This is a genomic window from Lactobacillus johnsonii (genome assembly GCF_014058685.1).
In the GTDB taxonomy this organism is placed as follows: domain Bacteria; phylum Bacillota; class Bacilli; order Lactobacillales; family Lactobacillaceae; genus Lactobacillus.
In genome coordinates, this window is record NZ_CP059055.1 from 230,607 (window position 1) to 249,673 (window position 19,067).

The 19,067-nt window shown below is 34.8% G+C and carries 20 protein-coding genes, 1 tRNA gene, 2 pseudogenes and 1 riboswitch; of the genes and pseudogenes, 10 read left to right on the forward strand and 13 right to left on the reverse strand.

From position 1 onward, the window contains the following. Positions 1–43 precede the first annotated feature (43 nt). Both H0I41_RS01020 and greA read left to right on the forward strand, forming a co-directional pair. The gene (locus tag H0I41_RS01020; RefSeq protein WP_135014085.1) at positions 44–673 is read left to right on the forward strand and encodes a hypothetical protein; all 630 of its coding nucleotides are present in this window, start codon (positions 44–46) and stop codon (positions 671–673) included. Continuing rightward, on the forward strand, positions 673–1,134 hold the full coding sequence (greA, locus tag H0I41_RS01025) for a transcription elongation factor GreA (protein ID WP_135014084.1): 462 nt from the start codon (positions 673–675) through the stop codon (positions 1,132–1,134). Before H0I41_RS01020 ends, greA begins: the two co-directional genes overlap by 1 nt. A 44-nt stretch (positions 1,135–1,178) precedes the next feature. Here the strand turns inward: greA and H0I41_RS01030 are convergent. Both H0I41_RS01030 and H0I41_RS01035 read right to left on the reverse strand, forming a co-directional pair. Beyond that, positions 1,179–1,610: pseudogene (locus H0I41_RS01030) on the reverse strand (Hsp20/alpha crystallin family protein). 147 nt (positions 1,611–1,757) lie between these two features. Beyond that, positions 1,758–3,206, reverse strand: a complete 1,449-nt coding sequence (locus tag H0I41_RS01035) for a 6-phospho-beta-glucosidase (RefSeq protein ID WP_135014083.1) — start codon at positions 3,204–3,206, stop codon at positions 1,758–1,760. Positions 3,207–3,403: 197 nt separating this feature from the next. Between H0I41_RS01035 and H0I41_RS01040 the strand changes: the two genes are divergently transcribed. From H0I41_RS01040 to H0I41_RS01050, 3 genes are all read left to right on the forward strand, one after another. After that, positions 3,404–3,901: a hypothetical protein gene (locus H0I41_RS01040; RefSeq protein ID WP_004898674.1), complete on the forward strand. Its 498-nt coding sequence runs from the start codon at positions 3,404–3,406 to the stop codon at positions 3,899–3,901. A gap of 22 nt (positions 3,902–3,923) precedes the next feature. After that, positions 3,924–5,276: a PTS cellobiose transporter subunit IIC gene (gene celB / locus H0I41_RS01045; protein ID WP_135014082.1), complete on the forward strand. Its 1,353-nt coding sequence runs from the start codon at positions 3,924–3,926 to the stop codon at positions 5,274–5,276. Positions 5,277–5,351: 75 nt separating this feature from the next. Continuing rightward, on the forward strand, positions 5,352–6,050 hold the full coding sequence (locus tag H0I41_RS01050) for a GntR family transcriptional regulator (protein WP_053107306.1): 699 nt from the start codon (positions 5,352–5,354) through the stop codon (positions 6,048–6,050). A 50-nt stretch (positions 6,051–6,100) separates the two neighbouring features. Here the strand turns inward: H0I41_RS01050 and H0I41_RS01055 are convergent, their stop codons facing one another. From H0I41_RS01055 to H0I41_RS01095, 9 genes and pseudogenes are all read right to left on the reverse strand, one after another. Then, positions 6,101–6,508, reverse strand: coding sequence for a DUF3284 domain-containing protein (locus tag H0I41_RS01055; protein WP_135014081.1), 408 nt, complete (start codon positions 6,506–6,508; stop codon positions 6,101–6,103). A 71-nt stretch (positions 6,509–6,579) separates the two neighbouring features. Further along, entirely contained in the window at positions 6,580–8,073 is a 1,494-nt protein-coding gene (locus tag H0I41_RS01060; RefSeq protein ID WP_135014080.1) for a glycoside hydrolase family 1 protein, read from the reverse strand. A 66-nt stretch (positions 8,074–8,139) separates the two neighbouring features. Then, a complete protein-coding gene (locus H0I41_RS01065; protein WP_061400069.1) occupies positions 8,140–8,865 on the reverse strand; it encodes a GntR family transcriptional regulator in 726 nt (241 codons plus the stop codon). Further along, entirely contained in the window at positions 8,865–9,191 is a 327-nt protein-coding gene (locus tag H0I41_RS01070) for a PTS lactose/cellobiose transporter subunit IIA (protein ID WP_004898685.1), read from the reverse strand. Before H0I41_RS01070 ends, H0I41_RS01065 begins: the two co-directional genes overlap by 1 nt. A gap of 89 nt (positions 9,192–9,280) precedes the next feature. Beyond that, positions 9,281–9,529, reverse strand: a complete 249-nt coding sequence (locus tag H0I41_RS01075) for a hypothetical protein (protein WP_053107304.1) — start codon at positions 9,527–9,529, stop codon at positions 9,281–9,283. Between the two features lie 4 nt (positions 9,530–9,533). After that, positions 9,534–9,857, reverse strand: a complete 324-nt coding sequence (locus H0I41_RS01080; RefSeq protein WP_004898688.1) for a PTS sugar transporter subunit IIB — start codon at positions 9,855–9,857, stop codon at positions 9,534–9,536. A gap of 146 nt (positions 9,858–10,003) precedes the next feature. Further along, positions 10,004–11,433, reverse strand: a pseudogene (locus H0I41_RS01085) (PTS sugar transporter subunit IIC). Beyond that, a complete protein-coding gene (locus H0I41_RS01090; RefSeq protein WP_023599149.1) occupies positions 11,433–12,812 on the reverse strand; it encodes a glycoside hydrolase family 1 protein in 1,380 nt (459 codons plus the stop codon). Before H0I41_RS01090 ends, H0I41_RS01085 begins: the two are co-directional and overlap by 1 nt. A 202-nt stretch (positions 12,813–13,014) precedes the next feature. After that, positions 13,015–13,875, reverse strand: a complete 861-nt coding sequence (locus H0I41_RS01095) for an ROK family protein (protein ID WP_135014079.1) — start codon at positions 13,873–13,875, stop codon at positions 13,015–13,017. A 142-nt stretch (positions 13,876–14,017) separates the two neighbouring features. Here H0I41_RS01095 and H0I41_RS01100 point away from each other — a divergent pair, with 142 nt between their 5' ends. Further along, complete coding sequence (locus tag H0I41_RS01100) at positions 14,018–14,680, forward strand: CPBP family glutamic-type intramembrane protease (protein ID WP_004898696.1); 663 nt, start codon at positions 14,018–14,020, stop codon at positions 14,678–14,680. 43 nt (positions 14,681–14,723) lie between these two features. Here H0I41_RS01100 and H0I41_RS01105 read toward each other — a convergent pair. Together H0I41_RS01105 and H0I41_RS01110 are read right to left on the reverse strand one after the other, a co-directional pair. Beyond that, positions 14,724–14,794, reverse strand: a tRNA-Gly gene (locus H0I41_RS01105). Between the two features lie 26 nt (positions 14,795–14,820). Beyond that, positions 14,821–15,432: an SOS response-associated peptidase family protein gene (locus H0I41_RS01110; RefSeq protein ID WP_182094566.1), complete on the reverse strand. Its 612-nt coding sequence runs from the start codon at positions 15,430–15,432 to the stop codon at positions 14,821–14,823. 134 nt (positions 15,433–15,566) lie between these two features. Here H0I41_RS01110 and trpS point away from each other — a divergent pair, with 134 nt between their 5' ends. The 4 genes from trpS (at position 15,567) to H0I41_RS01130 (ending at position 19,010) form a co-directional block, all read left to right on the forward strand. After that, positions 15,567–16,595: a tryptophan--tRNA ligase gene (gene trpS / locus H0I41_RS01115; RefSeq protein WP_004895998.1), complete on the forward strand. Its 1,029-nt coding sequence runs from the start codon at positions 15,567–15,569 to the stop codon at positions 16,593–16,595. A 19-nt stretch (positions 16,596–16,614) separates the two neighbouring features. After that, positions 16,615–17,103, forward strand: coding sequence for a deoxycytidylate deaminase (locus H0I41_RS01120; RefSeq protein WP_004895997.1), 489 nt, complete (start codon positions 16,615–16,617; stop codon positions 17,101–17,103). Further along, entirely contained in the window at positions 17,093–17,680 is a 588-nt protein-coding gene (locus H0I41_RS01125; protein WP_014567018.1) for a TPM domain-containing protein, read from the forward strand. Before H0I41_RS01120 ends, H0I41_RS01125 begins: the two co-directional genes overlap by 11 nt. Positions 17,681–17,736: 56 nt before the next feature. Beyond that, positions 17,737–17,909, forward strand: a riboswitch (M-box (ykoK) riboswitch). 69 nt (positions 17,910–17,978) lie between these two features. Continuing rightward, positions 17,979–19,010 carry a P-type ATPase actuator domain-containing protein gene (locus tag H0I41_RS01130; RefSeq protein WP_011161398.1) on the forward strand — a complete coding sequence of 344 codons (1,032 nt, stop codon included), beginning with the start codon at positions 17,979–17,981 and terminating at the stop codon, positions 19,008–19,010. The last annotated feature ends 57 nt before the right edge of the window (positions 19,011–19,067 follow it).

The following is a 19,067-nucleotide window of genomic DNA, read 5'->3' on the forward strand; positions in this document are numbered from 1 at the left end:
ATTCTGAAGTATAATATTGATAACAATATCGGAGGTAAGAACTATGAAAAAGAATATTTTTGTATCAGGAATTACCCTAATGACAATGCTTTTAGCTGTAGGTTGTAGTAATAATGCGACCCAATCAAATACTAATAATGAAGCTAAAAGTACTAAGACAAGCCATAAAAAGAGCCACAAAGCTAAAAAACATACAACTAAGAAAGATAAGACTGATATAGATACTGATAATTCAGAAACTACTAACTCAGATAAAAAAACTGATAAGAGGAGCAGCGAAAGTTCCAAGAGTAGTACTAGTGAAAAAGCTAGCCAGAATGGATCAGCAAACTCAAATGCTTCTTCTAATTCAAATGAATCAAAAAATACAAATAATTCAAATGGCTCATCCAATTCTTCAGCATCTAATACTCAAAATAATGGCGGTCAAAGTGCTGCGTCAGCTAATAGCTCTTCAGATGCTATGTTTAATAAGATGGTTTCTAATACTATCAAAGAAAATGGCTACTCAAGTAGCTATGGCCCAGATAATTTTACGTTAATTGATGGTGGTAATGGACAATATTCTTTAGCTGAGAAGTCAACTGGAACAATTGTTGGTCATTATTCTGTAAAGAATGGTGATCTTTACAAGCAAGATGTGATTACTGGAAACGATGTTAAGGTTAAATAATGGTTTATTATCAAAAAATGACGCCTGAAGGCTATCAGGAAATTAAAGACGAGATAGCTCGCTTAAAGAAAGATCGGCCACGAAGAATTAAAATCTTACAAGAAGCTCGTAGTATGGGAGACTTATCAGAAAACTCTGAATATACTACAGCTAAGATGGAATTAGGACATTTACAAAGTCGCTTACGCTATTTAGATAAGCAATTAAGATATTCAGAAATTATTCAAAAAGATGAAAGTGGGACTATTGATTTAGGATCAAATGTTACTTTACTTTTTGATGGTGACGATGAAGCTGAAAAGTATCGGATTGTTGGTAGGATGGAAGCAGATTTAGCTAAGGGAAAAATTTCCTTTGATTCACCTTTGGGGCAAGCTTTGATGAAGAAAAAAGCTGGTACAACAGTAACTGTTGAAGCGCCAGCTGGAAGTTATGATGTTAAAATTATCGCTGTAAATTAAAAGACATCTCGCTTATGCGGGATGTCTTTTTCTTATCTAAATATTTATTCAATATTAATTGTATTTTCCTTATCTTCTTCAGTTAACTTTGGTAAGGTAATGGTTAAAACGCCATTGACGTCTTTTGCGGAAATGTCTTTAGAGTCAACATCAGGAATACGATAACTTCTTTGAATGTGACCAACGCTTCTTTCACGGTGAAGAACATTGCCATTGTTATTGTCTAAGTTATCGAATGAATCCCGACTACCTGAAACGTTTAGAACGCCATCTTTATATGAAACTTTGATGTCTTTCTTATCCATTCCTGGCATGTCAACCTTAACAATATAGTCCTTATCAGTTTCTGCTACATCAGATTGCATAATGTTCTTGATGGAACTGTCGTCAAAAAAGTCTTTTGGAAAACTAAATCAATCACTTAATTGATCCATCATATTATCGTTGTTACGATTTTTCATCATTTCGTTTGCCATAATAAAACTTCCTTCCATTACGCTCTCTACAATTTCTATTGTAGTAGGTCCGTAGGGAAAGTAAAATATTTAGCACTCTAATTAGAGCGGTGCTAATAAAAATAAAAAAATAGGATTTAGAAGCACTCTAAATCCTATTTTTGATGGTTAGTCTAAATCTTTACCGTTAGATTCAATAACTTTCTTATACCAGTTAAATGAATCCTTCTTTGAGCGTTCTAGCGTTCCTTCACCCTTGTCATTCTTGTCAACATAGATGAAGCCATAACGCTTGTCCATTTGACCCGTTCCAGCTGAAACTAAGTCTATGCATCCCCAAGGAAGATAACCCATCAAGTCAACACCATCTAACACAACGGCCTTTTCCATTTGTTCAATGTGTTTTCTCAAGTAATCGATTCGATATGGATCATGAACTGACCCGTCAGCTTCACGTTTGTCGTAAGCACCGAGACAATTTTCAACGATAAATAGTGGCTTGTGGTAGCGGTCAGTTAGGTGGTTAAGAGAGATTCTCAAACCTTCTGGATCAATTTCCCAACCCCAGTCACTACGCTCTAAAGTAGGGTTTTCGACGATAGCTTCTTGTAAGTCGGTTAATTCATCTGGTTTAACTTTCTTACTTGAAACAGTAGTGGATTGATAGTATGAGAAGCCAACGTAGTCTACTGTACCTTCTTTTAAGGCAATTTTATCTTCTTCAGTGATATCTGGACGGTAGCCATTTCTTTCAATGTAATCTTCAACAGCATTTGGATATTCACCATTAACGTGGACATCAGAGAAGAAGTCACGTCTTTGTTCAAACTTATCAGCAAGTAAAACATCATCTGATGATGGAGTTAGAGGACGAACAGGTGAGTAATTAATCATACAACCAATTTGAAAGTCTGGATTAATTTTGTGGCCTTCTTTAACTGCTAAAGCAGAAGCAACTAATTCATAGTGAGCTGCTTGATACATAGCAGCTTCTTTTTCTTTATCGCCCATTCCGTTCTTAAACAAGATACCAGAGTTAGTAGCCATTAAGAAGTCATTGTTAAAACTAGATTGATTATCAATTTCGTTGAAAGTCATCCAATATTTAACTTTATTCTTGTAACGCTTAAAGCAAACACGGGCAAAGCGAACAAAGTAATCAATTAATTTACGATTAGTAAAACCACCATATTCTTTGACTAAGTGATAAGGAATTTCAAAGTGAGAAAGGGTAATTACAGGTTCAATTCCATACTTATGACATTCATCAAATAAGTCATCGTAGAACTTAAGACCTGCTTCATTAGGTTCTTCTTCATCGCCTTTAGGAAAAATTCTAGTCCAAGCTATTGAAGTACGAAAAGCTTTAAAGCCCATTTCAGCCATTAACTTAATATCACCCTTGTAGTGATGGTAAAAATCAATGGCCTCATGATTAGGATAGTTTTTACCAGGAATAACGCCATCAGTAATTTCACGCGGCTTAGTGGCTGATCCTACTGTCATAACATCCGCTACAGAAATTCCCTTTCCATCTTCATCCCATGCACCTTCAAGTTGGTGAGCAGCAACAGCGCCGCCCCATAAAAAGCCCTTAGGCATAGTGTATCCAGTCATATTCAATACGTCCTTTCTAAAGTAAGCGTTTTCGAAACTCATTCTACAAATTAAAAACTTAATTGTAAAGCTTAAAAGTATAGAATTTTATTTTTATAAGAAAACAGTGATAATTATTGCAAACGGTTTCATTATGGAGTATTATACAGGTGTTGTCTGAATTGTTCAGGAACAATATTAGGAGGACAGATACAATAATGACCAAAAGAGATCAGAGTTTAGAACAAAAGAAACATGATATGAGTGTGAGATCTATAAATTTTAGCCGCTATTTAATGATTCGGTATTTTTCTGCGGCGTTCTTATTCACTAATCTCTTTTGGTTAGTTTTTGCAATTTGTTACCAAAATATTGTTGCTTCGATAATTTCGGGATTATTATTTGTTTTATTATTAATAGCTTCAGTAGAGCAGATAAGTAAGTGGAACGTCAGAAATACTGACTTAAAATTTACAAAACTGTATTATCAACTCCAGCTAGGTGCAAATGTAATCTTTGCTATCAGTTGCTATTTACCGTTTGGAAAGACTCTATTTCCTTTTATGGCTACAAACGATGTCGCAAATGTGATCTTTACAATTTTAGTTGTTGGAATATTAGGATCTATTTTGATCTTAAGAAGAATTAGCAACATTCAAAATGGTCGCGACAAATATGCAGGAGCAATTAAGACATTTGAAAGTAATAGACAGTAGGACAAATTGAGGGAGATGTACTATGTCTGACACTGCGCAACCATCATTTAAAGATAAAATGATGAAGGCTTTAGGTAAGTTCTCAGGTTCACGTTTTGTACGTGCAATTATGGGTGCTGGTTATTCTATTATTGCCTTTTCTATCATTGGATCTATGTTTTTGGTCTTAACAGTTTTAACACAAGTTATTACTGCTAAAGGATTTGTAGATTTTTATAACAATACATTTGGACGTTTTAACAATATTTATACTGTTATTTACAACGCCACAATGGGTATTATTGCGATATACTTTGCTGGATCATTCGCTTATAACTATGCCGATATTTATCGCAAAGAAGAAAACTTATTGCTTGATCCATTAAACGCTGTTTTCTTAACTTTAATGGGCCTATTCATTACCGTTCCACAATTAGTTTGGAAGGGCGGCAATACTATTTTTGTTAATATCTTAAAGAAAGATAATGTTGTTGCCGGAGGATATGGTATCTCTGGATCAGGTTTAACAAGAATTGGTGCGACTGGTATTTTTACTGGTTTGATCGTTGCTTGGTTAACTGTTCAAATTTATCGCTTCTGTATTAAACATAATTGGCGTATTAAGATGCCAGCATCTGTTCCATCTGGTGTTGCTAACTCATTTACTGCCTTAATTCCTGGTTTCGTCATTGCAGTAGTTATTGCGGTAATTGATGTAATTTTAATTGTACTTGGTACAGATATTTTCCAACTCCTATTTATCCCATTCTCATTTGTTTCAAATATTGCTAATACCTGGTGGGGAGTATTAATTATCTTCTTCCTGATCCACTTCTTATGGTGGTTTGGTATTCATGGTGCAACCATTATTTCAAGTTTCTATCAAGCCATTGTTTTATCAAATATGGCTGCTAATGCTGCTGGTGCTCACTATGTGTTTGCTGGTGAATTCTCAAACGCCTTTGTAATTATGGGTGGTTCTGGTGCTACCCTTGGTATGGCTCTTTGGATGGCATTTGCTGCTAGATCAAAGCAATTACGAGAACTTGGTAAACTTGAAGCTGTTCCTGCTGTATTTAACATTAACGAACCTTTACTATTTGGTTTGCCAATTGTTTATAACATTAAATTGTTTATTCCATTCTTAGCTGCTCCAATGGTATGTTCAATGACTGCTTATGCTGCAATTGCAACTCACTTAGTTCCTAAGATCATTGTTCAACAACCATGGCCAATTCCTGTAGGTCTTGGTGGTATGATGGCTACTGCTAGTTGGCAAGGTTTCGTTTTAGCCTTGGTCAATGCTATAATTGCCTTCTTGATTTGGTATCCATTTATTAAGCACTATGACAACGAATTGCTTAAGGAGGAACAAGCAGATGCTACTAAAGCATAATTAAAAAGTATAGACTTTTAAAATCTTCGTAGTTTAAAATATAACTATGAAGATTTTTATTTTAAGGACATAGTAATGAAAAAATATGAATTAGTTGCGGATAAAATAAAAGCTTATATCACCAAAAACAAACTTCATCATGGAGATAAGTTACCAACAATTACCGAATTAATGAAAGAATATCAAGTTGGTAAATCTACTATCTTACAGGCGATTACTTTGTTAACTCAACGAGGAATAGTTTATAAAGTTCAAGGTTCTGGCGTTTTTGTCAGACCTACAGGGCGAGATGGTTATATGTCACTTACTGATAACGCCGGGTTTGCTCATGTTTTAAAAGATCCTACTACTGAAGTAATTGAGTTTGCTGAGAAAAGGCCCCCTAAACCTTTATGTGACTATCTGCATTCTGATGAAGTATGTTACTTTATAAAAAGATTGCGCAGACAAGAAGGGAAGCCATTTGTTTTAGAAGAATCGTATTATCCTAAGAGCATTATTCCGTTTATGAGTAAGGAAATTGCTGAGGGATCGATTTTTGACTATATCAAGGATGGTTTAAAGAAAGAAATTCGTTTCTCTGATAAATATATGCGCGTTAGAAAGTTAAGAGCCGATGAAGCAAAATATCTAGAATTAGAAGAAGGAGATCCCTGTTTAGAAGTTTATGATACTTTCTATTTAGCCAATGGGACACCATTTGATAGTTCTAAATTGGTATACAATTATCAAAACTCTAAATTCTATGATCAAAGTTCTGATGATATTATTTAAAAAAATAGTCCTAGTCTCAAAATACAAATTCTTTGAGACTAGGACTATTTTTATTTTGTATAGGCTAAGACATTATTTTTCATTTGCTTTAGTTGTTTTTTTGCGCCTTGCTTTAACTGCCAGTTATAAAACCAGGTACCGATATTAGAATGTTTCTTTTCGTCATAGCTAAGAACATCCTCTTTAAAAACAATCTGACAACCCTGCGGTGTATCGGTTAAATAGTAGCCAATTTTAATATATATTTTAGGTGACTTAAAAACTGAAACATATTTTTTACCGAATTCATATTCAGTGATTTCGGCTTTTACATTTCTTTGTTGATATGTTGTTTCTGCAGCAATTTTAACAGGTAAGTCATTACCACGGGATTTTTTAATTGCTTGAGTAAGTTGCCTATCTAGGTAATTAAAGAAATCTTTTGATTCGAAGTTTGCTTGTTCTTTGATTGTAATCATTTTGTCTGTCTTTCTCTATCTATTTTGTCAAAAAAATAGAACCTAGAAAAAGCTAGGTTCTATCTTGTTTTTTAGTCTAAATCTTTTCCATGGGAGACAATAACTTTTTTATACCAGTTAAAGGAATCCTTAGGATATCTCTTTAAAGATCCATTTCCTTTGTCATCACGATCAACATAAACAAAGCCATAGCGTTTTTTCATTTCACCAGTACCATTTGAGACTAAGTCTATTGCTGACCACATGGTATAACCCATCAAAGGAATACCATCTTCATTAACTGCTTCTTCCATTGATTTGATTTGGGCACGAAGATAGTCAATTCGATAGTCATCATGAACTTTATGATCTTCAGTTAATTCATCGCCCCAACCAAGACCATTTTCAACGATAAAGAGGGGCTTATGGTATCGATCCCAAAGGTCATTTAAGGCAATTCGTAATACATCTGGGTCCGTTGCCCATCCCCAGGCGTTGTAGTCAAGATAAGGGTTCTTAACGCCACCTGCGGAAACATTACCATTAGCTTTTGCGTCTGCTTCATGCGTAGTAAGAACATTAGAAGTGTAGCAAGAAAAGCTTAGAAAGTCTGCTGGATAATTTTCTATTAACTCATAGTCTTCTGGCTTATCATCAAGTTTGATGCCATCACGTTCATATTGTTTTAAACGATATTCAGGGTAACGACCTCCAGTTTGAACATCTGAGTAAAAGAGCATCTCTTGTTTAGCTTTCATAACTAAAATTTGATCAGCTGGGTCAGCAGTATAAGGATAGTAAGCAGAGTAGGCAAGCATTTGACCTACTTGATTGTTTTGATCGATTTCATGAGCTAGCTTAACTACTTTACTGCTTGCTACAAACTGATTATGAGCTCCTTGAGCACGATTTTGTTCACTACCATCAATTAATCCGCCGCCCATATAAGGAGCCATGTCCATAGCATTAATTTCGTTAAAGGTTAGCCAGTATTTAACTTTTCCTTTGTAGTGATTCATTACAATATCAGCATAATGAACAAAAATGTCAATCATTTTTCGGTCTTTCCAGCCTCCAAAACGATTAACTAAAGATAGGGGCGTTTCATAGTGGGAGAGAGTTACTAAAGGCTCAATGCCATATTTAGCACATTCATCAAAGACCTTATCATAGAAGGCTAAGCCTTCTTTATTTGGTTCTTTATCATCGCCGTTTGGTAAGATACGTGACCAATTTAATGATAGACGGAACATATTAAAGCCCATGTCAGCCATATATTTAATATCTTCTTTATAGTGGTGATAGAAGTCTGTTCCCTCATGGCTTGGATAGTAATAGTCAGCTAAAGGAGCTGGTTTTGCTCCTTCGGGTAGTTTAAACTCTTTTCCCCAAACCATTGGAGTAGATCCAGTTTTGCCATCAGCAGTTTTCCAGGTGACTTTTCTTGGTTCACTAGCAGAACCATTAGTTAGTACATCAACGGCGTTTAATCCTTTTCCACCGTCTTTATAACCACCTTCATACTGGTTTGCAGCACTAGCACCGCCCCAGTAAAAGTCTTTAGGCATAGAGTAGTTTTTTGTCATATTTTTTCCTTTCTTAATTTGGTTAAATTTATAAAAAAAGTTCTAGAATTGCTCTAGAACTTTTACTTAAAAGCTATTTGTCTCTAAAACGACATAATTTCGTTCATTGTAGCGATTTCGGCTTGTTGAATATTCAACTGGTTGACCATTGTTTAACCAGACAATTTGTTCCAGCTCTAAGATTGGATCGTCTTTTTTGGCTTGAAGATACTGTTGATCCCAATCATCAGCCTTAGTAGCCTTAATTTTACGATAGGCAACGCCAAATTTAAGTTTCAAATTATGATGAAGATAATTATAGATAGAATTATGTAATATATCTTCATTTAAATCTGGAACTAAGTTAACTGGCATAAATGTATGTTCCAGAATCAGAGGTTTACCTTCAAGCCGTCTTAGACGACGAATATTGTAAACTGGATCGCTAGATTTTAATTTTAAGTAATGTTGAACATCTTCATTTGGAAATTCAACATTAAACTCAATGATATCGCTAGTGACCTCATTAGATCCTAGTAGATTAGCTAAACCACTAAAAGCATTTGCTGGTGAATCAAATTTATCTTGAATTGGAATTGGGCCTAAGACAAAAGTGCCGAGACCAGATTCTTTATAAACCAGACCTTTTCTTTGTAGACCATCTAAGGCCTTCTTAACAGTTAAACGGCTTACGTGTAATTCTTCTGCAAGTGTTTTTTGGTCAGGAAGGGGAGTTTGAGGTTTATAGACTCCATCTTCAATTCTTTTTTGTAGAATTCGAGCAACTTTTAAGTACTTTGCTTCAGCAGTCATTACTTTTCAGCCATTTTTTTGTAAACAGCTACTACTTCCTTAGCTAAATCAATAAAAGTAATAGCTGTCATTAAGTGGTCTTGAGCATGAACCATGTAAAGGTCAACTTTTACATGGTTACCTTGTGCTTCTTGGGTCAACATATCAGTTTGAACATTGTGGGCATTTACTAAGCCTTCGTTTGCTTGCTTAATAAACTCATCAGCCTTTTCAAAGTCGCCTTTTTTAGCAGCTTGGATTGCTTGCATAGCAGCAGCCTTTGCATTACCAGCTTGCATAATAATTCCCATTACAACTTGCATGTTATCGCTATTTTCTTGTGCCATAATTTTAATTCTCCTAGATAGTATTTTTAAAATAAAAGATGCTCCTGACAATTATTTATTTTACTATGTCAGCAAGCATCTCCCATAAATTATTTTTGTTTTAATTCTTGAATTCCTTGATCAATTGCTGCATCACAATCAATTGGTAATTGCAGTAGCATTTGTCCGTCTATCTCAAGACCTTTAGGGACTTGGATAATACCAGGAAAATGATAGCCATGATGAGCTTTAGTTTCATTATCTAAATAAATAGAAACTTGTCCATCTGCGCTGACTCCAATTTTAAAGTGATGACCGTTACGATCAAATTCGTTAACAATTTTTACTTCGTCGTTCATTTGACTATTTATCGCCCATTAATTCTTGAGCAGTTTCAAGAACATGCTCACCATTCATCATACCGTAGTCTTGCATGTTAATAACTGCTAATGGGATGCCTGCTTCATCAGTAATCTTTTTAACACTGTCTTCCATGTATTGAACTTGAGGTCCAAGCATTAATACATCTGGGTGTTCCTTATCAATTTCATCTTGAATACCTGATGCTGCAGTAGCAAAGATCTTGTAGTCCTTACCTTTTTCTTTAGCTGCGTTTTGCATCTTTGATACTAAAAGTGAAGTTGACATACCTGCTGAACAAGCTAACATAATAGTTTTATCTGCCATAATAATTATCTCCTTTGTAAATCTAATTAAGTGTTTTTCAGTGTTTGAGTGTTGATCTATAAATTAAATGTATGCACTTTCATCATTGAAAGCATTTACATTATAGCACGATTTTGATCATAAGTGTTAGTTAATAGCTGAAAAAATTATTTACCTTCAGCTTCGTCTTTCTTAAGCGTTGCAGCTTCTCTTTGGACTAAGATCTTGTCGTACTTTCTAGCAAATGGCCAGTAGATCAAAGTTGAAATAACTAATGTACATGCTTGCCAAATTGCCATCTTCCAGCCACCAATTAGGAAACCGGAGATAACAGCTGGCATTGTCCACGGACAAGCAAAACCATTAAGAGGGGGAACAATACCAGTTCTAATTACGAAGTAAGTTGAGATAGCAACTACAACTGGTGTTAAGAAGAATGGAATTGCTAAGAATGGGTTCATAACAATAGGTAAACCGAATAGGAATGGTTCGTTAATGTTAAAGATACCAGGAACTAATTCAACTTTACCGATTGAACGTAATTGTGCTGATTTAGCAGCAATTAAAATAAAGATAATTAAACCAATAGTGATACCTGAACCAGTCAAGTTAATAAAGTTGTTGTAGAATTCGTTAGTAACAACGTGAGCACCATTGGCAATAGTTAATTTACCAGCTTTGTACAATTGAGCATTATCAAAAGAGTTAGCTTGAAGCATAGGGCCAGCAAGAGAACCAACAATTAAACCGCCGTGAACACCAAAGAACCAGAAGAATGGTACTAAGAATCCAATAGCGATGGCACCACCAAGTGAATCAGAGATACCTTGAAGTGGAATTTGAAGAGTTTGGTAGGTCCATTGTAAGAAGTCTGAACCAGTAGTTAACTTAAAGCCTGCGTAAATAAGCATAGTACCAATTAAGATAATTCCTGATGGAATCATAGCAGTAAATTGGTTAGAAACAGCAGCTGGAACTTGTTCAGGTAACTTAATAGTCCAGCCCTTTTTCATAATAGCTGAGTAAATCCAGCCGACTAACAAACCAACAATGATTGCGGCGATCATTCCGTCGCCACCAAGCCAGGTAATGTTGAAGACACCTGTAACTGGTGATTCTAGGAATGTTTGTAAAGCGTGTGGTAACTTATCAATATTTTCAGTTACTGCTTTTGCACTCATTCCACCGTCAATACCTTTAGCCATGGCATTCTTTAATGGACTGTCAATAGTTAAAGTTTGAAGCATTAAGAATGCAGCTAATGAAGTAAGACCGGGTGCTAGTGGTTCATAGCCTTCATTTTTAACATAAATATAGGCAATACCAACTGCTGCCCACATAGCCATGATACTAAAAGTAGTAGTGTAGGCTTGGTTGAAGAATGCACCCCAACCGGAAGCATTAATTGCATTAGCTACGGCTGGAATAGGAATATTTCCTAAAATTAAGAAAATAGATCCAATAAGGATAAATGGTAAAGTATAAATCATACCATTTTGTAAGGCTTGGATAGCCTTAGTATTAACAAATTTCATTACTGGAGGCAGTATGTGTTTATTAACAAACACATACTGCCTGATTGTTTTTGTTCGCTCATTATATTTCGTCTCCATTATCTTTTAATACTTTTTGGAACCAATAAAATGATTTCTTTGGAACACGTTTTAAATCTTTTAAGTCATGATTTGAACGGTTGACGTAAACAGCACCATAGCGTTTTTCCATATCGGCATGTGAACTTGGAATATCGATTAATCCCCAACCTAGATAACCTAAAACTTTAGCTCCATCTAAGAACATGGCATCTTTCATAGCCTTAATATGTTCCTCGTGGTAAGCAATACGTTCATCATCTTCGATCATATGCTCACCATCCCACGTTTCTTTTAAGCCGATTCCGTTTTCAATTGGGAAGATTGGAATCTTGTAATGGTTGTACATAGTGGTAATGGCGTTTCTAAAACCAAGTGGATCAATTGTCCAGCCCCAAGCATTTGTCTTGAGATACTTGTTTTCTACACCGCCATAATTCATGTAACGGTTAGGAGCAACGTCGGCAGGAATTTTATCAGCTGACACTGTCCAAGAAGAATAGTAACTAAAAGCTAAAAAGTCAGCCTTTGCTTTTTTCATTTCTTCTTTATCATCTTCAGTTATATCCCAATTAATGTTGTGGTCTTTAGCGTATTGTAGTACTTCCGGTGAATAACCACGGCCAGTGTCTGCATCATAAATATTGAAATTCAAAAATTCTTGAATTTGTTTTGCTGCCCAAACATCGGTAGATTTTGAAGTTTCAGGATAAATTTGTTGGAAGGCAAGCATTCCGCCGATTTTTACATCATCATATTTTTCATGGATGTAATTAGCCAATCGAATATGACTGATCATGGTGTGGTGAAAGATGGTATACATATCATCTAAAGTTTTGTCACCTTTTTCGTAACCAGAGATGTTAAATACTTCGTCTTGGAAGTAAAGATTATGTTCATTGAAAACAATCCAGTATTTAACTCGGTCTGAAAAATGATCAATCATCTTTTTGCCGAATCTAACAAAAGCATCAACAACATGGCGTGACATAAAACCGTTGTATTCTTTTGCTAGGTGTAGGGGCATGTCAAAGTGATAAAGACAAATCATCGGCTCGATTCCGCGATCAAGCATGGCATCTACTAATTTGTCATAAAATTCAATTCCTTTAGGATTAAAATCCCCGTCTCCTTCGGGACAAACTCTTGACCATGAAATTTGAATACGATACATATTCATATTCATTTCTTTCATTAGGTCTAAATCCTCATCATAACGATGGTATTCATCAATCGCGGTGTGCCAGTCTGTAGTATTTTCTGTAGCAGGTCGTACATCGTAAACTGATAAGCCTTTACCGTCTTCATCCCAGGCACCTTCAGTTTGCATACTTGAAACCGAATTGCCCCAGAAGAAGTCTTTAGGCATTTTGTGCTTATTCATAATATTTCCTCTTTGCAATCGCTTACATGTTTTACATGTATAAATATAATCTTATTTGGAACAAAAGTAAAGCACTTTCATATAAAAATATATACTTTTGTTTAATTAGATAACAAAAAAGGACTGGGATGGTTTCCTCAGTCCTTTTTCATGATGCTTTCAAACACATTTATTTAATAATAAAAAAGTGTCTATATAAAATTTAATGCTCTTTTTCAAAATCTGCAACCGCTCCACGCAAATTTGCTTCATTTTTTAATGTACATATATCCAAAATTGGTTTCACGGTCTCGATATCCATCTTATTTCTTAATTTAGCAATTTCATCGTCGAGTAGGGGAACTAATTCTGGATTTTGTGAAATTCCACCACCAATAATAATTTTTTCAGGATCAAAACTGTGTTGAATATTAAAAATTGCTACAGCAAGAGCATGGAGGAGCTTTCCCCGTTCTTCTTGAGCAACTGGGTCATCAGTGTCAGCAAGTTCAAAAACAGTCTTACCATCAAAATCTTTTCCAGTCTTTTTATTGTAGCGCTTGGCCATGGTAACAGGTGAAGCTAGCTCACTTAACTGCTTACCATCAATAATCATAAAACCAAATTCACCGCCATAGAGATGTGCACCATGCCAGATTTGATTGTTAATAATGATACTTCCCCCAACGCCGGTACCAATAACTAAAAATGCCATACTACTGCATCCTTTAGCTGCTCCGTCAGCGATTTCGGCAAGAGCTGCGCAGTTTGCATCATTTTCGATACTTACTGGCAAACCAAATCTTTTTTCTAATTCAGGTACGATCTTAAAGTTGTGAATATACGGTAGAGCACTTGCTCCTTCAATCACGCCAGTAGCTTTATTAACAGCACCAGGAGAAGAGATGGCTACACCATCAATGTTATGATTAGCTTTTATTTCGTTAACTGCATCAGTTAATTCCTCATAAAAAGTATCTAAATTATCCGGTGTATCAATAGTAAATGCCATCTTTAATTTTTGATTTATCCAGGTAGCGATTTTAATAGTTGTGCCGCCAATATCAATTGCGATTAAGTTCATTAGTATTACCTCTCTTTTTATCTTATCTTTCATGTTAATCATCAACGTAAGCGCTGTCAATAAGTATATATTTTTCCTGAAGTATAACTAATAGTAAATGCTTTGCTATAATTGAAAGTAATTGATATAAAGGGGAAAATACATGAATACACCATCGTCCAGACAAGGAAATTTGACTAGATATATTGTTTATTTGGTCTTATATTTAATTGTAATTGGAGTTAAAAAATTAGCTCTGTTAAATGATCATGTAAATAAAATAGGGTACTTTTTTTTCTTACTTTGTGCCTTGTTTACTTTATATTTTTATATTCGACAATTTAATCGAGAACAACGATTTTTTGAAAAAAAGCCCACGATGCCTTTATTAGCAGATTATGGATTTATAGTTGGTGTATCTATTCTGGTGATTTTAGGACGTGTTTTTGTTTCCTATCTTCAAGCTAAAGGAAGCGTGCCCTTAATGTCTTTTCAAATAATTTATCAAAAGGCTGAATGTAATCTTTTATTTTGGTTTCTTATATTTTCGACTGGTCTTTTGCTACCAGCAATGCAAGTATATTTAACAACAGGTTTTTTCTTTAATTATGGGTTTAGAGCACAGAATATGGTTAGCGGTATAGTTGGCATTATGTGCTCAGGCTTTTTCTATGGAATACTTAATTTTCAAACTTCATTTAGTTTATTTATTCTCAATAGTCTTTACGGGATGCTTTTTGCTTGGTCTTACTTATATTCACAAAGAATCATGATGCCAATTTATTTAGCAATCCTAAATGGAATTTTTATGGTGATTTTAGCCTAACAAAAAACGAGGAACTTCATAAAGTTCCTCGTTTTTTAATATAAGCGGATAGCGTGAATCGAACCCGCATCTTCAGCTTGGGAAGCTGACATTTTACCATTAAACTATACCCGCATAAGCAAAATGATTATATCATTTTGCTAACGATGTGGCAACTGATGTCTGTCTAGGTTATATTCTGACCGGTCAAGTAGAGAAGTAAAGTTTTGAAAGAGCCAACGACGTAATTCAGATGGCTTTAACACTAAGGGCATTCTTTCATGAACTGGAAGCACAGTATCATTAGAAGCAGTAGTGACCATTGAAAAGTCATCCCCTTTATAAATACCAGCAATTAATGCCATCGGTTCATCTTTTGCAGTAAAAGATGAGTGTTCATGATAGGTTTTGTTATTTGATGCAAGGTAAGTTTGCTTACTACTTTCCCAGAATTCATTAGATAAAATAATGCACCGCTGGCGAGCAAATGAATCATCCCACATTGATGGTTTTTCTTCATAAAAACGCTCTACCCGAGCATTATAAATTACTCGATTCTTTTTAAATGGACTTGGATAGCCCCATTTCTTTTCAACTAACTTTAGTTCGTCATCGCTATATAGCATAACTAAAGATGGAGATTTAGGATAAATTTGAGTAACAGATTCAAATTTGTCTTCAATGTTTTTTGATACAACTAGTGGTAATTCTAAATCAGTTTTTAGATATGTCTTAATTTCTTTAAGCGATGGCATTTCATAATGACTACACATCTCTATTCATCCTTTCTTTATGTAATTTTTCTCTCAATTTAATTTTAGCAACTTTTAGGTAAGTTTAAACAAATAAGGATTTTTGCTAGAATTGGAGGTAAAGCTAAAGATTACAGATATATTGGAGAAAAAATATGACAAAGGAAATTTTATTAACTGGAGATAGACCAACCGGAAAACTTCATATTGGTCACTATATTGGCTCCTTAAAAAACCGTGTAAAATTACAAAATGAAGGTAAATATGACCCTTATATTATGATTGCGGACACTCAAGCACTAACTGATAATGCTAGAGATCCTGAAAAAATTAAGAATAGCTTAATTCAAGTAGCTTTGGACTACTTAGCTGTTGGACTAGATCCTGAAAAGTCTACTATCTATGTGCAATCACAAATCCCTGCTCTTTTTGAATTAACTGCTTATTACATGGATTTGGTAACAGTTGCACGTCTAGAAAGAAATCCAACTGTTAAAACTGAAATTAAGCAAAAGAATTTTAAAGATTCAATTCCAGTTGGTTTCTTAAACTACCCAGTTTCTCAGGCAGCAGACATTACTGCTTTTAAAGCAACAATAATTCCAGTTGGGGATGATCAAGAACCAATGCTTGAACAAACTAGAGAAATTGTTCGTACTTTTAATAGAGTTTATAACACTGATATTTTAGTTGAACCAAAGGGTTACTTCCCACCAAAGGGACAAGGTAGACTTCCAGGTTTAGATGGAAATGCAAAAATGTCTAAATCACTTGGAAATGCAATTTACTTGTCCGATGATGCAAAGACTGTACAAAAGAAAGTTATGTCAATGTACACGGATCCAAACCATATTCATGTTGAAGATCCTGGTCAAGTAGAGGGTAATACTGTCTTTACTTATCTTGATGTTTTTGCACCAGATAAAGATAAGGTGGCTGAACTTAAGGAACAATATCAAAAAGGTGGCTTAGGGGACGTTAAAATTAAACGCTACTTGAATAAGGTTCTTGAAGAAGAACTTGGGCCAATTAGAGAGCGTAGAGAGAAGTTTGCTCAAGATCCAGATGCTGTATACGAAATGTTACTAGAGGGATCAAAGAAGGCAAATGAAGTTGCTAACCAAACTTTACAAGAAGTTAGAGAAGCAATTGGTTTAAATTATTTTGATAGGTTAAATAAATAATTTAAAGAGGGTAAGACTGATGACAAGAGACAGGATTCCGTGGAAGCAATATTTTATGATGCAGGCGTTAGTTATTGCACAGCGCTCAACTTGTGACCGAGCCCTAGTGGGAAGTGTGTTGGTCAAGGACGACCGGATGATTGCCACTGGTTATAATGGAAGTGTTTCTGGACAACCTCATTGTGATGACGTTGGTCACTTAATGGTTGATGGACACTGTGTTAGAACTATTCACTCAGAAATGAATGCCTTAATTCAGTGTGCTAAAAATGGTATTTCAACTGAAGGTACTGAAATCTACGTGACTTATTTTCCTTGCTTTAATTGCAGCAAATGCTTAGTTCAGGCTGGTATTAAGAAAATTAACTATTATTATGATTATCATGATAATCCGTTAGCACTCAAGTTACTGCGTGAAAAGGGTGTGGCGATTGAACAAGTAACGCTAGATCATAAATATGTTCAAAGCTTAGCTGAGAGGTTAGAGAAGACGGATAATGAAAAATAAGTTTATCAGTTTTGGAATACTCCTAATTTCTTTTTTACTATTTACTGCTAGTACAACTTCTTTTGTTAGTGATCTGCAAAATTTATTTAATAACCAAACTAAAGAATTAGTAACTCAAAAAAATAAAGAGTATCAAAAAACAAAAAATAAACCTGAGATTCGGCTTTTAAGTCTAAAAAATAGTAATGATATAAATAAAATTAGGCCGATGAAAAATCAGGTAATTATTGTAGCTGCATTACAAAATAAAAGAAAAAATGTTCAAATTCTTGTTGGTAAAAATTACCAAGATGTTTTGACACAAAATAAGTGTAGCAACATTATTCGATATGCAGGCGATAAATTAAGAAGTGAGAAAAAATCAAGCTTCAACTCAGGAATTCGATTAGTTTTTAATGCCTGTGCAACTTTAATTGCCCAAAAAGATAAGTTATCTTATGATAAAAATTCTTTGACGCAAGAAGAGTTACAAAAAATTGATCATCCACAAAGTGTAAGTTTAGTTTGGGGATTAGTGATTGCAGCTTTAATTAGTTTTGGATTAGTTTTATTCAAAAGCACGCGAAAGCCACATTAGGGCTTGACTAAAAGCTAGTTAGCCGTTAAAGTATCAATAGAAATTAAATATTAGAGCAAATAAACTGTTAGGTGAGACTCCTACGTGAACACATGCTGTCGCCCAGCAACATCCAGAGATGCCAACGGGTCAAACAGGGATCGTCGATATAAGGCCCTCCCCAGCCAGCTAGTTATATTTTTATAACCTTACGTCACGTAGTGTTAAAACTGAACGACGAGTATAAAAATCGCTTGGATTTAAGCCGATGCAGTTTTTGCATCGGCTTTTTGTTTGTTTGCTAGGTTCTTAAGAAAGGATGTTGAAGATGTTAAAAATCAACACTTCCGGCAAAAGACATACTACAGACACCAAGCTGGTGCGCCGGATTGCATGCGAAGATAAATTTGCAACACTGCAACGATTAAAAACCTCAATTAGTGGCCTTCAAACTAAAGATGCGAGGCAACGCTTAGCAAAAAATGGTCCTAACGAAATTGTAAATAAACCTAAAAATACTAGACTTCAATTTTTATGTGAAGCATTTATGACGCCTTTTACAAGTATTCTTTTAGGCTTAGCAATTGTATCTATTATGCTTAACTATAAATTAAAAGTTCATAATTTAGATACACCTGTTTTAATTATTTTAGTTTTAGCTATTTCTGGAATATTAAGTTTCATTCAAAATATCAAAATTAGAGCGGCTATTCAAAATTTACTACATAAAATATCACCCACTACTAAAGTTATGCGCGACTGCATGCCACAAGAGTTGGCAACTAAAGAGTTAGTGGCTGGGGATATTATCTTGTTACAAGCTGGAGAAGTGGTTCCGGCAGATGTAAGAATTTTAAAGAATAATAATATAATTTGTTCAGCCGATTTCTTTATGGATGAAGATAATCCAGTATATAAGAGTGAAATTACTTCTTTAGGTCAGAGAAACAATCATGGTTATGTAGACTATGCCAATATTTTATACGCAGGTACCAGAATTATCTCTGGTTCTGGAGTTGGAGTAGTATTTGCGACTGGAAAAGAGACTATTTTTGGAAAATTATCTCAAAATATTTCCAAGATGGAATTAAAGAAGCACGTGTTTAATTTAGATACCAGAAATTTAACAAGAGTATTTTTAATTCTAGCTGCAGTTATTGTTCCTTTGTTTTTAGTAATTAGTAGTATGATGCATGGCAACTGGGAAAATACTTTAGTATTTGCTCTTGCAGTAGTTGTCGGATTAACCTCTGATGCAGTTCCTATTTCTATCACTAGCCAATTACTAAAAAATTCAATTCACCATCCGAGTAATAGCATGGTAATGAAAAAACAAAATCAATCTAACTAGGAATTTCTAAAAAGAAATTCCTTTTTTGGTACACAAATTTATGTAGGCATGCTATGT